Annotated in this window: 10 protein-coding genes, 1 pseudogene and 1 riboswitch; of the genes and pseudogenes, 3 read left to right on the forward strand and 8 right to left on the reverse strand. The window is 47.0% G+C overall.

Annotation, left to right across the window (positions count from 1 at the left end; all coding sequences use genetic code 11):
• Positions 1-36: 36 nt before the first annotated feature.
• From T499_RS0108165 to T499_RS0108175, 3 genes are all read right to left on the reverse strand, one after another.
• Complete coding sequence (locus T499_RS0108165; protein ID WP_176763658.1) at positions 37-1,170, reverse strand: glycoside hydrolase family 5 protein; 1,134 nt, start codon at positions 1,168-1,170, stop codon at positions 37-39.
• Between the two features lie 181 nt (positions 1,171-1,351).
• On the reverse strand, positions 1,352-4,129 hold the full coding sequence (locus T499_RS0108170) for a helix-turn-helix domain-containing protein (protein WP_084163026.1): 2,778 nt from the start codon (positions 4,127-4,129) through the stop codon (positions 1,352-1,354).
• A gap of 85 nt (positions 4,130-4,214) precedes the next feature.
• Positions 4,215-6,398 carry an alpha-galactosidase gene (locus T499_RS0108175; protein ID WP_033150590.1) on the reverse strand — a complete coding sequence of 728 codons (2,184 nt, stop codon included), beginning with the start codon at positions 6,396-6,398 and terminating at the stop codon, positions 4,215-4,217.
• 118 nt (positions 6,399-6,516) lie between these two features.
• Here T499_RS0108175 and T499_RS0108180 point away from each other — a divergent pair, with 118 nt between their 5' ends.
• From T499_RS0108180 to T499_RS0108190, 3 genes and pseudogenes are all read left to right on the forward strand, one after another.
• Entirely contained in the window at positions 6,517-7,092 is a 576-nt protein-coding gene (locus T499_RS0108180; RefSeq protein ID WP_028906439.1) for a manganese efflux pump MntP, read from the forward strand.
• A 72-nt stretch (positions 7,093-7,164) separates the two neighbouring features.
• Positions 7,165-7,956 (forward strand): annotated as a pseudogene (locus T499_RS0108185) (ABC transporter ATP-binding protein); the annotation flags it as partial.
• A gap of 21 nt (positions 7,957-7,977) precedes the next feature.
• On the forward strand, positions 7,978-9,012 hold the full coding sequence (locus T499_RS0108190; protein WP_033150592.1) for a pyridoxal phosphate-dependent aminotransferase: 1,035 nt from the start codon (positions 7,978-7,980) through the stop codon (positions 9,010-9,012).
• Here the strand turns inward: T499_RS0108190 and T499_RS0108195 are convergent.
• From T499_RS0108195 to T499_RS0108215, 5 genes are read right to left on the reverse strand one after another with little or no spacing between them, the layout of a single operon-like run.
• On the reverse strand, positions 9,002-10,126 hold the full coding sequence (locus tag T499_RS0108195) for an ABC transporter substrate-binding protein (RefSeq protein WP_033150593.1): 1,125 nt from the start codon (positions 10,124-10,126) through the stop codon (positions 9,002-9,004). The genes T499_RS0108190 and T499_RS0108195 overlap by 11 nt on opposite strands.
• Positions 10,126-10,869 carry a DUF4465 domain-containing protein gene (locus T499_RS0108200; RefSeq protein ID WP_052173564.1) on the reverse strand — a complete coding sequence of 248 codons (744 nt, stop codon included), beginning with the start codon at positions 10,867-10,869 and terminating at the stop codon, positions 10,126-10,128. The genes T499_RS0108195 and T499_RS0108200 overlap by 1 nt, the downstream gene beginning before the upstream one ends.
• Before the next feature lie 31 nt (positions 10,870-10,900).
• Positions 10,901-12,019 (reverse strand): hypothetical protein, encoded by a 1,119-nt coding sequence (locus T499_RS0108205; RefSeq protein WP_033150594.1) that lies wholly within the window; start codon positions 12,017-12,019, stop codon positions 10,901-10,903.
• A complete protein-coding gene (locus T499_RS0108210; protein WP_033150595.1) occupies positions 12,016-13,182 on the reverse strand; it encodes a YncE family protein in 1,167 nt (388 codons plus the stop codon). Before T499_RS0108210 ends, T499_RS0108205 begins: the two co-directional genes overlap by 4 nt.
• Positions 13,179-15,191 (reverse strand): TonB-dependent receptor, encoded by a 2,013-nt coding sequence (locus T499_RS0108215; protein ID WP_033150788.1) that lies wholly within the window; start codon positions 15,189-15,191, stop codon positions 13,179-13,181. The genes T499_RS0108210 and T499_RS0108215 overlap by 4 nt, the downstream gene beginning before the upstream one ends.
• Positions 15,192-15,234: 43 nt before the next feature.
• A riboswitch (cobalamin riboswitch) is annotated at positions 15,235-15,453 on the reverse strand.
• Positions 15,454-15,473: the final 20 nt, after the last annotated feature.

Genomic DNA, 15,473 nt, shown 5'->3' on the forward strand with positions numbered 1-15,473 from the left:
TGTTTAATTAGTTAAATTATAATTGGAATTTATATATTATTTCTTGCCATCCAAAATACCTTGAAGCACCCAGGGTGCCTTAACCTTCATGCCAGCATTGCGATCGAAGATGCCGAAATGCTCCGAACCACTGCCAAAGCTATTATTGTCCCAGATAAAGGTGGAGAAACCGCGCTTCTTAGCCTCGCTAACCAGGAAGTGGCAGTAGTAGGTCATGTTTTCATGAATCAAATCGGTCTGACCGCTCTTCTGGCGATCGGTAACACCCCACTCGCCTATTACTACGCCTAAACCCTGATTACTCCATGTGCTTACCACCTTATCGAAAAACTCGCTCATGGTCTTTTCGTCGTTAGGCGAAGCTTCGCCTTTGGCCTTATAAGGCTCACCCCAGAAATTATACTTGCACTCGCCAGCATAATCCCAGGGGGTATAGTAATGGAATTCTACACTCATATAATCGTTGCCATTGCCCTCGATATCAGTAGGCACAATGAAATCGCCGTTATTAATTCCGAAGTCGGGGTTGCAAACATACGTCTGCACCAGCAGATGGCGTTTGGCATTATTGCCACCCGTAGCACGTACAACATCAACAAAAGTTTGATTGTAGGAGTTCTGCACAGCCAGATTCTCGGCTTCGGGCTTACCCCAGTTGTCCTTAATGTGTACTTCATTAGTTCCGGCAAAGGCTACACGGTAGTCGTAATTGGCAAACTCGCTGGCTATATTCAGCCAAAGCAGAGCTAACTTCTGGTTGTTCTCGTCTTTGTATTGGTTGGTGGGGCGCCCCTCAAGCCACTTATCGTGGTGTGTATTGATAATCACTTTCAGATCGTTGCTCAGGCACCAGTTAACCACCTCCTTTACACGAGCCAGCCAAGCCTTATCGATACTCATGGCTGTAGGATTGGTGATGTGACACTGCCAACGGATAGGAATACGAACGGCATTAAAACCTGCTTCCTTTACTGCCTTGATGTTTTTCTTGGTTACCACAGGATTTCCCCAGGCGGTTTCGGCCTTGATACTGTTATCGGCCATACCGATGGCCATCGATTCGCCATCTTGTCCTGGAGCCGAACACTCAAACTGGTTACCCAGATTCCAACCAACAACATCTTTGTTCCACTCCTTTGCCGTAGGCTGAGCCTTAGCAGGCGCAGCCATTACACAGCAAAGAATACTACTAACTAATAACTCAAAAATCATTTTTAATTATCTGATTGTTTTATTTGGTTTGCAAAATTATGCAAACCTTTCCTGATGGGGGTTTGATGCTACGCAAAAAAGGTTTCATTGCTATTTTCTGATAGCTTTAAAACCTTTTGTAACAGAATTCAAACCTTATTTACTTGTATTTTGAGGGCGATACGCCGAAGTATTTCTTAAATACTGTACTGAAATACTTGGCATTTTCGAAGCCTGCAAGTGTAGCTGCATCTGATACGCTACGTCCGTTTCTCAGCATCTGGGCTGCACGCTCCAAACGGATGATACGGATAAAGTCCTGAGGCGATTTACCTGTAAACGACTTCAGTTTTACATAGAACAGTGTACGACTCATAGCCATTTCGCGACAAAGACTGTCAATAGAATAATCGGTGTCGCTAAGATGTTCGGATATCAGTTGGGTAGCCTTATCTACAAAGTCGGATTCTGCCTCATCGCTATCAGCAACCTGCACCTCTTCGGGCTCGTCGGCAGCGGGTACTGATGCAGGTGTAGAAGCATTGGTAGCCTTCAGATGATCGATGGTCAGGCGCATGTACTTTTCGTGCAGTTTATATACCTGCCAAGCGGTATAGAACGCCAACAATACCAAAGCAATATAGATGCACCACATCCACCACGAGCTCCACCAAGGTTGGGCAATTGTAATAATCAGCGTTTTGGAGTCGAGCACTGTACCTGTTGTACGACTGAGGCATTGTAGTGTTAGCTGATGCTCGCCTGGCTCGAGATTAACAAAGCGTATATACTGCTGGTCGGTGGGTTTACTCCACTCGCCACGTCCCATCTTGTAGCGGTAAACGATATCGAAGTGGTTACGCATGTTTACACTCTCGAACTGCAGATCGAACGTGCGCTGACGGTAAGAAAGATTTAACCTGCCTTGGTTAAGCAGGTTAAACACCTTTGTATTCTGCAGTTTATCCGAATCTACATCGCAGTTAACACCAACGAAAGTGATGCTGGCAGTATAATTAAGGGGCTGTACATTCTCAGGATGAATGATGATGGCACCTGTAGTTGAGCCAAATACGATATCGCCATCGGGCAGTACCTGAGCTGCTCCACGCGAGTACTCCCGATTAAAACCATAACAGTAATTGGCATTAATAACCTTGTCGCCTTCGCCCGACTTTACAAAAGCCAAACCTTCGTCCGTAGCAATCCATATACGTCCGTCGCGGCTTTTAACCAAGCTGCGTACATAGTTAGATGGAAGGCCGTTGGTTGTAGTTATCTGTCGACTGACGTGCTTGCCAAGATGGTAAACATAAACGCCACCACCATCGGTAGCTATCCATAATTCCATGCCCGAAGCCAGCAGATGTGTTACAAATGGGTTTACATCGGTTACACCAGCAGGTGTATAGTCTAACTCCTTAACCTCGGCGCTACCAGGTGTAATTAGCTTAAGTCCAAAGGCTGTACCAACCACAATCTGTCCTGAGGTGAGTTGTGTAATGGCTTGAACATCGTGTACTGGATAGTAGCGACATTCGGCCTGTTTCTGACTGATTTGCGATACAGGACTATATACCAGATCGCCATTCAAAGAGCCTATCCACAGACCACCATCCTTATCATATAAGGTGGCATAAACATGGTCGTCTTTCAAAAAACTATTGTCTTTTGTGTATATCTGACGTACATTTCCTCGACTATCAATCACGATAACGCCTTTACCATAGGTTGAAACCAGCACACTACCATCGGCTTTTTTGCTGGCGTTAAGCACAACTGTACCCTGACAACAATGCTGCCATTGCCCAGTAGTAAGGTTCTTAATGCTAATACCATTATCGGTACCCATCAGCAACACGTCAGCCGAAAGCGGCATCACCATGTTCACATTATCGTTGAGCAGACTCTGCTGGTTGTTTGCCAGATGCTGATAGATGGCTGTGGTAGTGCTGATAGGACGGGCGATGTCGATACCACCAGAGTAGGTACCTATCACGATGTTTTTCCAACTATCTACCAGCATGGCATAAACGCCGTTGCCATGCAACATGCTATGCTCCGACTCGTTGGCATCGAAGAGCAAGGAGCATCCGCCTCGGCCATCACGACTAATCTGATATACACCCTGACCATCAATACCAATCAGCATGGTATCATCATCGTAAGGACAAATGCTGCGGATTGGATTATGATACAGATTCTTATCTGATATAAGTACAAACTCATCTGATGTAATATTGCCGTTCTGATTAAGGGTTACCAAGTGCAGGCCATTCTCGTAACCTCCAACCCACAAACGGCCCGACATTTCATCGTAGTAGCCGAACTCAGCATTATAAGGTAACAATCGCTGGCCCCGTTCGTTATACACACCATCTCGGGCACAGAACAGCAGATGACCCATCATGGGCACAATCTGGTTTACATAAGTTCCCTTCATCACTTGGGTAAGTGTGGTGTCCTTCAGCAGATAAACACCATCGTGCAAGGCCAGGAACAGGCTGCCATCCTTTACGTGGATATCGTTTAATGCCACCTCGTGCCCCAGCTTCTTGGAGATGCTGGCTACTGGTTTAAAACCATCAAGAACTGACTGGAAAAGATAGATGGAGCCACGATTATCAAAAGCATAAATGGCTTTATCGTTAGTGGCCATCTTAATAACACGCCCGCCAAGATGAGCGAAAGGCGTACCATCGTCGAGTCGGTATATCCTTACTTTCGAGCCATTATAGCGACCTACGCCTTTCATAGACGACCACCAAATGGCACCAGATGTGGTTTGGCAAACAGAAAATATACGCTGATTATCCACACCATCAGCTATACTCAGATGTGAGAAAGTAAAATGCTTCACATCTAAGGCATAAAGTTGCATAGCAAAAAGCATGAACAGCGTAATCAGCCAATGTTCTAATCTTCGTTGTAGTTCCATTCGGCTGCAAAAATACGAAAAAAAGCGCAATATACATCCTATTTTAATGAAAAGAATGTATATTGCGCCTTTTTCTTAGCCTAAGTTACTGTGCCTCAAGCAACAACACACGACTGCTCCAATCGTTTTTCTTGCTCCATTCGGGCTCGTTACGATAAGGCATTTCAAGGCCGTGATTCATCAGATAGGCACCACTGAACACCTTACCCTCGACATCCATCGGACGCAGATCGATACGGTTCAACTCGTGAATCTTATAATTCTTAGAGGCATCGAGACCAGCCATTTTTACACGTGGCAGATGCTCGTTCTGGAACGATTCGGTTTTCCACCAGAAGAATACCGACTTCGACTTCTGCTCATCCACATACATGAGCGATGCCAATCCCTGCTTATCGTAAGGCGAAACCAGGCGATAGATGTCGCCAAACTGTACGATAGGACGAATCTGCTTATACTCGGCGATAGCCTTACGGCAGAGTTCCTTCTCGTCGTCAGTCATATTCTTTGGCTGGATCTCCATACCCAAGCGACCACTCATAGCCACATCAACACGATATTTGAGCGCTGTGGTGCGGAAAACGGTGTGGTTAGGTGTGGCCGAAATGTGTGAAGCCATTGCGATGGCGGGGAAGAAATAGCTGGTACCCCACTGCATGTAGATACGCTGCAGGGCATCGGTATTATCGCTTACCCAGAACTCATCGAAGTATGGCAGAACACCCCAGTTGGCACGACCGCCACCAGAGGCACAGGCCTGAATGGTAAGGTTGGGATACTTAGCACGAACACGCTGGCAAACCTTCTCGAAACCACGATGATATTCGATATAAAGATGACTCTGATCGTTCATGGTGAGGTACTGCGAACCATGATTCATGATGGCCATGTTGGCATCCCACTTGATATAATCGATTTCAGGATATTTAGTCATCAGGTTATCTACAATCGAGAACACAAAGTCCTGCACCTTAGGGTTAGCCAGATCGAGTACCAGCTGCGTGCCGCCACGACCCTTCACAACGTCTCGCTTAGGTGCTTTTACAACCCAGTCGGGATGTGCATCGTAGAGTTCGGATACCGAGTTGGTCATCTCTGGCTCAATCCATATGCCGAACTTAATGCCGTGTTTCTTAGCATCGCGAAGCAGACCTTCGATACCCTCGGGTAGCTTGTTGGTATCCACCTCCCAGTCGCCAAGGGCACAGTTGTCGGTCTTACGAGGATATTTTACGCCAAACCAGCCATCGTCCATCACAAAGAGCTCGCCTCCCATCGAGGCTATATCGCCCATCATCTGGTCCATACCCTGCTGGTTGATGTCGAAGTAAACACCCTCCCAAGAGTTGAGCAGTATCTTACGCTCCTTATTGCCGTGAGCCAGCATATATTTGCGGCCCCACTTGTGGAAATTGCGCGATACACCTGAGAGACCACACTTTGAGAAGCTGAATGCTACCTTTGGTGTAGTGAATGTCTCGCCTTTCTTAAGATGATAGGCCGAGTTATCGGGGTTAATGCCAGCAAAGAAGTAGTGGTACTCTGTGTCATCGGTCTCAACTTTCAGCTGATAGTTGCCTGAGTAGCAGAGGGCGGCACCAATCACATCGCCGCTGTTCTCCCGGCCTTTACCATCGAGCGAGAACATCACTTCGGCATGATCGGTATGTGCATTGCGTACACCATCCTTATTCTTAATCACCTTCTGTCCAAGCTGGATAGGCTCCTCAATCAAGCGAGCCTCGTTGCCCCACGAACCGCCAAAGTGCGAAAGCCATACGTTTCCGCGACGGATGGGCAGTGAACAAGAGGCAAATTGCGTAAGAGTGATGGGTTTGGCCTCGCCGTTTTTGATTTCTGTCCAGGTTTCAATCATATCTTCATCGAAACGTGCCTGATAGCACAGCACTACCTGAACAGGGTATTTGGGATCTTTCAACGTAATCTGAGTAACAGAGCCTTGTGTGGTTACATCTGTTGCAAAAAGCTCTGTCGACATATTGCCATCGGCATGGGTCATGGCTACAGCAGCCTCGGCAGGACAGTTCATGCCATAAGCAGGATAAGCATCCATACGTCCGTCACGAGGGGATTGCAGATTCTGCAAATCGTAGTCGCTTAGTTTTGCACCATAATACACATACTGTGGTTGTTTACCCGTTTCTACATCAAGCACCATCGTGGTGTTCTTGGTTTGGATAACAACCTGTTTTGCCCAAGCCGTAGAGGCCGAGACCATAAGGAACGCTAGAAAAAGAATCTTCTTCATTTTTTTGAATCGGTTATTAGTTAAAAAATCTGAGCGCAAAGGTAATAAAAAATTTGTTTATCTCAAAAAAAAGTTGTTATTTTGCAAGCTAAAGTATAAGAAAGAGCAAAATATTATCATGAACTCGCTGGATATATGGATGTTAGCCGTTGCATTGGCTATGGATTGCTTCACGGTTTCGATTGTGAGCGGTGTTATCGTTCGCCGTTGGTTGTGGGCGATGATTCTGCGTATGGCTTTTCTGTTCGGACTGTTCCAGGCCGTGATGCCACTGATAGGCTGGCTGACTACCAACCACTTTAGCGAGCAATTGGAAGCTATCGACCATTGGATAGCCTTTGGCTTGCTGGCGTTTTTAGGTGGAAAAATGATTCGCGAATCGTTCTCGGACGAGGAAGAACAGCAGTTTAACCCTAAAAACCTGCGTACCCAGCTAGTATTGGCTGTTGCTACAAGTATTGATGCGCTGGCCATCGGTATATCGTTTGCTTGTACAGGCTATCGTGCCTTTGCACAGATAGCTTACCCGCTTTTAATCATCGGTCTGGTATCTTTCATGTTCAGTTTTGTAGGCTACAGGTTGGGCGTAAGGTTCGGCAAGTCGATAGCCCGCAAGCTAAAGCCAGAACTTTTAGGCGGTATTATTCTGATAGTAATAGGTATAAAAATACTGATTACTCACTTGATGGCTTAAGATAAAACTCGCGAACAGAAAAAAGTTTGCAAATTGTGATACTGTTTCCAAACTTTTTACTATCTTTGCACCATGAAGACGACGGGCGAAACTATAGAACTGCGCAATCTAAGCATTGGCTACCAGACAAAACACGGTATAAAAACGGTGGCTACGGGCATCGATGGCACCATCAAAAGCGGTGAACTTACTTGTCTGCTGGGTGCTAATGGTGTAGGCAAATCAACGCTACTAAAAACCCTATCTTCATTCCAACCCAAAACAGGTGGCGAGATACTGTTGGAAGGTCGTGAACTCTCGGAGTACAGCGATAAACAGCTGAGCCGCCTGATAGGAGTGGTGCTGACCGAAAAGCCCGATGTGAGGAATATGACCGTTCGCGAGCTGGTATCGCTGGGCAGATCGCCCTACACAGGATTCTGGGGCACCTATTCGAAAGACGACCTGCAGGTGGTTGACGAGGCTATTGCAATGGTGGGCATAGAGCCGCTAAAGAAGCGTATGGTGCACACGCTGAGCGATGGCGAACGCCAGAAGGTAATGATAGCCAAAGCGCTGGCCCAACAAACACCTGTAATTTATCTTGACGAGCCAACAGCTTTTCTCGACTATCCCAGCAAGGTTGAGGTGTTGCAGCTGTTGTGTCGCATTAGTCGCGAGGCCGACAAAGTAATATTCTTATCCACGCACGATGTGGAACTGGCTTTGCAGATGGCCGATACCATCTGGCTGATGACTCAAGGCGAGTCTGTAGCTATCGGATCGCCCAAAACGCTTGCTGAACAAGGGGCATTAGGCAGGTTTATAGAACGGGAGGGTATAGCCTTCGATTCCAAGACCATGACAATAAAAGTAACAAAACAGGTATAAATATCTATTAAGCTTATGATATACGGGCACGGTGACGATGTGTTTCGCTATGGCGACAAGGTGAAGATAAATTTCAGCTCGAATGTGTATAGTCAGGCCGACTACACAGAGTTAAAAGAACACCTGATGCAGCATTTTGATGTGGTGGGCCACTATCCTGAGCCCGATGCCCACACTTTGGAATGCCTGCTGGCCGAGAAACTGGGTGTAAAGGAGAACACCGTGATGGTTACCAGCGGCGCCAACGAGGCTATCTATCTGATAGCGCAACTATACAAAGGTTGGTCGTCAATCATTCCTCAACCCACATTTAGCGAATACGAGGATGCCTGTCGCATGTTTAACCATATTATATCATACGACGTTAAGGACGAGTTTGATGTACTGCCCAAGGACCGTATCTATTGGATTTGTAACCCTAACAACCCTACTGGCAACGTGCTGGTAAAGGGTATGCTGAACCATATCGTACGAAATCATCCACGCTATCTGTATGTCATCGATCAGTCGTATGCTGATTACACCTTAGCACCTATGCTGGAGCCCAAGGAAATGACGGATGTGTTTAACCTGATGCTGGTTCACTCGCTCTCTAAGACGTTTTGTATACCAGGTCTGCGCTTGGGTTATATCGTGGCCTCGCCTATTATTATAGGTAGATTGAAACAGATACGTCAGCCCTGGACGATTAACGCCTTGGCTATCGAGGCAGGCAAATACCTGATTGAGAACCATATACAGATGATTCCCGACCTGAAAGTATATCTTCAGGAAACGATGCGACTGCACGCTAACTTATCGACTATCGACGGATTGAAGGTCATGAAGACAGATACCAACTTTATGCTGGTATCTATTCATAACAGTACGGCGATAGAGTTGAAACGATGGCTGTTAGACAACTACGGCATTTTGATTCGCGATGCCTCGAACATCCGTGGTTTAGACAGCAACTACTTTCGCGTAACTACCCAACAGCCCGAGGAAAACGACCTGTTGGTAGAAGCTATCACGGCGTATGTTGACCACTTGAACGAGGTTAGCGATTAACCTCTTTAAAATAGCGCATCGAGGTCATCGTATCCAGTTCGGGATGCAGAATATGGATAAAATCGCTCAATAGTCTTTCAGGGTGGAAAGGCGACTCCTCGTAGAACAACGAACGCTCTACATCACAACCATAAGCCGTTTGGTTCTTAAACGCTTTAAACTGATTGTAACCATGATGTTCGCTCAGCAGTTCATCATAGGTAATATCGTGATCGCCACTATATCTGAAAAGCCACACATCAGCATCGCCAGCACGCTCCAGAACCGTTTCGAAAGGTAGCGAGATAGACCCGCTGTGTTCATCGTCGGCCCAAGCATATTGTGCGTTGGCATCCCTAATCATCTGGCCAATGGTGCTCTTGCCACCAGGCACATACCATACGTTACCTGTTACCTTATCAACCACTACCGATGGCTTTGTTTTAGCCTTTGCTGCCAATGCCTTAAGCTGGTGGTAGTTGTTATCTACACTCTGAAATAGCATATCGGCGCGCTCTTCGCAACCAAACAGCATGCCATAGAAACGCAGCCACTCGGCACGTGCCAAAGGCGAGGCCTCCATATAGTCGGCACACTCTATGATGGGGATGTTAATCTCTTCGAGTTTACCATAGCCACCGCTGTTTTCGAAAGGCGACAGAAAGAGGGCATCAGGATGTTCGTCGATAATTTTCTCGATAACAGGACTCATACCATCGCCCACATCGCTTATCTTGCCTTTAGCCACCTGCTCCTGAATCCAAGGTATCTTAATGTACTTCAAGTCGGCCACACCCGATATGCAATCCTGTTTGCCAAACTCCATCAACATAGCGCAATGCACGGTGGTAAACATTACGGCGCGTTTTAATGGTGTGCGTACAATAGTACCGCTGGGAATATGGTTGGGTATTTCCTGGTCGGCAGGTATCAGCACATAACGGTGCAGGGTCATACCCTCCTTCCAAGGGTTCTTGATAGTTGCCACCGTATAGCCATCAAACTTCTCGACGCTAATCTGTGTGGCATATTTAAAGGTAACAGCATCGCCCCCAGCTTGCTGAGGTGCGTTTTTCTTCGCACCTCCGCAGGCTGTGAGCAATACTGCTATGATTAATAGTTGAATGTATCTCATTAATACTCAAACTCGATATCGTCGATACACATGTAAGTAGGAGTTGTTGGACCCCAATCGTTTTTCTTTGTGCCATCGAATGCAAAGCTCAGGCTGGTAACTTTCTCCAAACTCTGGAAATCGCAGAACTGCCAATCCTTTACATACTCACCGTCCTTAGCCAGGAATACCTCAACATCCTTGGTTGATCCATCAGACAGTGTTGCAGTTACAATACACTTAAACCAGTCGTCCTTCTCAAACTTACCAGGAGTCATACCATCGCCATTCAGGTAAGCATCAACAGCCCAAGCCTCGTTGGTAAACCAGAAGCCCTTCAGGGTAACGGCACGACCAAAGTCGATAGTCTCGCCAAAGGTATAAACTACACAGTAGTTGTTGCCACTCTTTGCGGCGCCAACTGCGCTATTGAACTGATCGGGATTCAAATCCTTGTAAGTAGTAGCGGTACGGTTAGAGATAGCAAAACCCGTCCAGCTGGCAAATGATGGTGTGTAGTTTACTGGGAAGGTTACCCCCTTTTCCTTATACTGGCAGGCGAAAGCTTCCGCTCCGTAATTATCAAACTTAGTACCAGATTCGTCACCACGCCAATAGCCATCAGCACCAAGCTTCTTGTTCTCGAAAGAAACTGTAGCCTGTCTCTTACCACCAACTGGATTGTCATCATTAGTACATGATGTGAACGACAGTGCGAAACCGCACGCAAGGACTGCAAGTCCGAATAATTTGTTTGTTTTCATAACTGTTTTTGTTTTAAGTGATTAATATGAATTAATTGATAACTATCTTCTTTCTGTTTTGAATATAGACACCCTTCTTGGTTGGAGTAACCTTTCGACCCTGCAGGTCGTAGAAAGGACTTGATGAAGATGCTTCCTGCTGGATGGCGCGAATGCCGCTTAAAGCATTCTCGATAGCTTGGAGCGAGGCTTCGAGATGGATATCCTCGGCACCAGCAAACTCTGTAGAGGTTTCGCCCCACCACTCGGGTTGCGGACATTTCTGATTCAAACCTGTATATACACGTACAAAGTCGATGAAATCAAGATTTACAGGCAGACGGTTCTCATCAACAGCCCACGAGATATCAATACCGCAGCCCTCATAATTATAAGAGGTGGCATCGGCATTATCGCTAAAGTTGGGCAGATTATCGGCATAGCCATAGCGGAAACCTACCAGCACGTAATAGTAGGGACTGAACGATTCCTCTACCTGATTGGACAGATTCAGCATATTATCGGGCAGTCGGGTGCCTTTGAAGGTGAGATTATCTGGCAACCACTGGGGGTAATACTCCTGGGTGTGGTAGTGATTACGATCGATGGTGCCGCTATTACCTTGGTTATCTGTCCAGGGAATATCACCCATGGGGTTCTGACGGTAGGTTATCTCGTAACCATAAATTACCTTGCCTGCGCTATCCACATCGCAACTGCCGCTGATTTCGTACCAAGGGTCGTCGGGCTTTCCGTTGCCGTTTACATCCTTCGACACCATTACTACGCCAGCCTCATTCATACCACCAAACACCAGATTCTTCATTTCCTGATAGGCGTTTCCCCATACGGCAAAGTCGCGTTCGCCAGGCAAGTTGGTGATAGAATGGTCGAAGTGAAATGTGATATAACCACCCCAGCCACCAAGTGCCACCAAATGGGAATCGATAGGACCAAGACCTGCCAGATTGTTGTTACACTTACGAATCATATCGGCCTCGGTATCGCCAGCTTCGTATTCTGGCACATCGTTTACATACTGTCCTGGGGCAGGGCGATATTCATCTACCGCCTGGATGTATTTGGAGTGCACAGTAACATCGTCCATGCGCTGAGCATGGATATTACCGATGGTAATTGCGGCTATTAATAGTAACAATATCTTCTTCATTTTTTTGTTGTTTTAAATAAAAATGCTGCGTGGGCGGGTATATCGCCTGTGCTTACCTTCCAGTCGAAGGTGCCATCGGGCAGGAAGTGCAGCAACTCGCCACTCGATACATAGTTCTTGGCATCCATCAGATAAAAATCGCGATGGACGGGGTTTACAATGATGCCATATGGCATGCGTATCTTGCTAATCTCGGGTGCACTCGACAGACTGGTGCTTACCACCTGATGCGTTTTTATGTTGATGATACCATAGGTGATGGTATTACTCATCGACACCTCGCTCCATTGAGAACCGTAGAAATAGAGCGAATCGCCCACAATACAAAGATCGCTTACAGCCTGATCGATGTGTCCACCTACTTTCATCTGGCCGTTTTCGTCGGGTGCCAGCCACCAGATGCTTGATGCCTCAGACATATAGTCGCCACGAGCTGTTACCCATAGCTGATTGTACTTATCGGCCTTCAGGTGGTGCAGGTTGGGGGCTACCTCTACCTTGCTGGTTTCTTGCATGGTAGCCATATCTATCACACTTACCGTACTCTCATAACCCTGTCCCGTCATACCTTGATAGCCACCACTGTTGGCTACATATAGCTGGTTGCCGATAATGGCCATCTCCTCAGGCTGATAGCCTACACTACAAGAGTCAACCTTTTGCAAGGTGAGTGTATCTACCTTATACACGCTACCCAACGGACTGTTGCTCGAAGCATAAACCGTTCCCACATATGATGACACGTAGGCATAGCGATCGTTAAACGTCACGTATCGGCAGTTAGGAATGTTTACCTTTCCTATTCTGATAGCCGAATCGGCACGGGCCACCTCAACCTTGTTTGAGCAGTTGATAACCAGCCACAGACGCGAGCCATATATCTGACAGTCGTTGCCCACATCGCCCAGCGACATTACAGTACTTGGGTTGCGCTGCGAGTAGATGTTGCGATAATAGTGGGCTGTAGAATCCGACAGGTCGAGATAGTCGAGCGACGACTTGTTCGATCCCATATTGCCCTCATTCAGCAGATACATACCTATGATATCGCCCTGCTGCGTTTTGCCGCCTGGATCGCTTTTCTCCATCGGCACTATCATCACATCCTGGCGACAGGCCGAAAGGAGCAACAGGGTTAATATGTAGTACGCTAGCTGCTTCATATCTCAACGCTTAATGTTAGTGCATAGTTGCGACCAGGCATGGGGTAATTTACGATTACCTCGTAATCCTGCCCTAACAGATTGTTCACATCCAAGTGTGCTTTCATCAGCACACTATTTAGTTTCCACCAAACTCCCAGACTCAGGTCGCTGGTGTACCAAGGTTCCATGTGGTTATAGATAATGTTCTCCTGCTCGTCGTAGCGTTCGCCTGCATAGATAAACGAGTAGTTCAGGTTCCAGTTCTTATAGGTAAGACCCAGAATAGCAGAACCTGAGTGCCAGGGGATGTAGGGTATCTGATGCTTATAATACGAGGTTTCGGCATCAGAAACATCGCGTGCATCCTGATAAGTGTACTGGGCACGAGTGGTAGCTATCAGATCCTTACCAATCTTGAAATCGGCCTCGGCCTCAACATCTATTCCCTTGATGTGAACCTTACCTAAGTTCAGCATCGTCCAACGGAACTGCTGCCCCTTGGGGTAAGCCACAATTTTATCGTGTACTGTATTATAATAGGCATCGAAGTGCATCTCGGCATGGCGAATGATACCATGCTCAAAGTGCTTGTTAAGCGCAAAGCCGGCATCGTACTGCAGGGCGCTCTCGGGCACCAGGTTGGCATTACCCATATCGGTATAATACAGGTCGTTGAAGGTCGGCATGCGGAAACTCTTTTTTACGTAGGCTCGCATAGAGAAGAAGGTGCCTCGGAAGGGATACACGTTAACAAATAGCGCCGGCGTGAGTTTTGATAGCGAATGACTGCTGTTTAAGCTTGCAAACTCACCCCTGCGGTGGGTTTTGTCGTGGATAAAGGTAGCCAGGATAGAGCCTTGCGCCTTCAGGTGTTTGTAGTCGATAGCTGTGGCTAAGCTTACCAGATTAGAGATGCGTTTGGGGTAAGCAAAGTTGTAGATATCGGCATTCAGTTTGTTCCACTTAAAATCGTAGGCCAGCGATGCACTCCAGTTGGGTAGCAGCTCCAGTACATTGGCTGTAGAAAGATAGAACTCCTGCTGCTTGTAACGATTGTCAACAGGTAGCTGGGTGGTATCCTTGTTTACGTAGTGGGTGTTGTAATAGGCATACTTGGCCAGCCATCGGGTGCTGAAACCATCGCCTATATTCTTATTATAATCGGCTTGTACAAAGGTGTTCAAATCCTGTTGGCGCTCACCACGTCGCCACACGTTGTTTACGATGGCACCAGGAATGCCTCGGGCTGAGTTATATAGATAACCCTTAAGCTGCCAACTACCCTGCTCCAATCGGCCAAACAGGTTTGCTTCGATACGTTCAGCATGTATATCGCCGTTCTGTCGCACAGCCGTTGTGTCCCAAGCCGTTTGTCCGTTAGGATATTTTCGCTCGTAATGGAACTTATACTTACCGCTGGCTGTTAAGAAGCCGGCACTTACCGATGAGCTGATGGTTGATGACAGTTTCTGCTCCCAAAGGGTAGAAAAGCGGAACATATCGCTTGAACCATACTGGGTTTTAAATCGCAGATGGGTATTCTCGCCTTTCTTGAAATCAGGCGCTTTGGTACGGATATAGATAGAACCGGCGTTTCCAAAATCGCTGGCGGGCTGGAAGATGGCACTCTTCTGGCCGTTATAAAGTGTGATATCCTCTACGTTATCAAGTGAGAACTGGCCCAAGTCAATCTGTCCGTTCTGCGCATTACCTAACTGCACACCATCGTAGCTGATGCCTAAGTGATGCGTACCCATCGAGCGGATGTTTACTGTTTTAATGCCGCCCACGCCGCCATAATCCTTTAGTTGGATACCAGAGAAATAGCGCAATGCATCGGCCACAGAGTGCGTGTTCAGTTGTTCCAGCAGTTCGCCCTTCAGTTTCTGACTGGGTACCACCTCGCGCATGGCAGGCTTCGACACAACAATTATCTCCCGCACATGCTGCACGGAATCTAACTTGCTTTGTGCTGCCGTTGTCATCGCCAACACGCAAGCCATTGCCAATGTGAATGCTCGATTCATCATCTTTTATTCTGCCATCGCCATCTAACCCCAGAGATAGGCAAGCGGCTAAAGTTTCATCGGCAGGTCTTCTGACTTATCGTCTGGCAGCAAACGTCTTCCCAAAAATCTCAGTGACATACATGTTTGCGCCTCATAAAGGACGACTTACAGCAGCGGGAAAGGCCACGGGTAGGTGCCTTTCGGCGGGATTCTGTTCAGGATTCTCACCCGATTCCCTATTAATCTCCACATCAGGAGAACCGATTACAGCTGCAAAGATACAATAATTATTCTCAAAAT

The organism is Prevotella sp. RM4 (assembly GCF_000701965.1).
GTDB classification, from domain to species: Bacteria; Bacteroidota; Bacteroidia; order Bacteroidales; family Bacteroidaceae; genus Prevotella; species Prevotella ruminicola.

Coding starts and splice junctions, on each gene's coding strand:
- T499_RS0108165 (WP_176763658.1), bottom strand. CDS start 1,170: ATGGCTGCGCCTGCTAAGGCTCAGCCTACGGCAAAGGAGTGGAACAAA.
- T499_RS0108170 (WP_084163026.1), bottom strand. CDS start 4,129: ATGGAACTACAACGAAGATTAGAACATTGGCTGATTACGCTGTTCATG.
- T499_RS0108175 (WP_033150590.1), bottom strand. CDS start 6,398: ATGAAGAAGATTCTTTTTCTAGCGTTCCTTATGGTCTCGGCCTCTACG.
- T499_RS0108180 (WP_028906439.1), top strand. CDS start 6,517: ATGAACTCGCTGGATATATGGATGTTAGCCGTTGCATTGGCTATGGAT.
- T499_RS0108190 (WP_033150592.1), top strand. CDS start 7,978: ATGATATACGGGCACGGTGACGATGTGTTTCGCTATGGCGACAAGGTG.
- T499_RS0108195 (WP_033150593.1), bottom strand. CDS start 10,126: ATGAGATACATTCAACTATTAATCATAGCAGTATTGCTCACAGCCTGC.
- T499_RS0108200 (WP_052173564.1), bottom strand. CDS start 10,869: ATGAAAACAAACAAATTATTCGGACTTGCAGTCCTTGCGTGCGGTTTC.
- T499_RS0108205 (WP_033150594.1), bottom strand. CDS start 12,019: ATGAAGAAGATATTGTTACTATTAATAGCCGCAATTACCATCGGTAAT.
- T499_RS0108210 (WP_033150595.1), bottom strand. CDS start 13,182: ATGAAGCAGCTAGCGTACTACATATTAACCCTGTTGCTCCTTTCGGCC.
- T499_RS0108215 (WP_033150788.1), bottom strand. CDS start 15,191: ATGAATCGAGCATTCACATTGGCAATGGCTTGCGTGTTGGCGATGACA.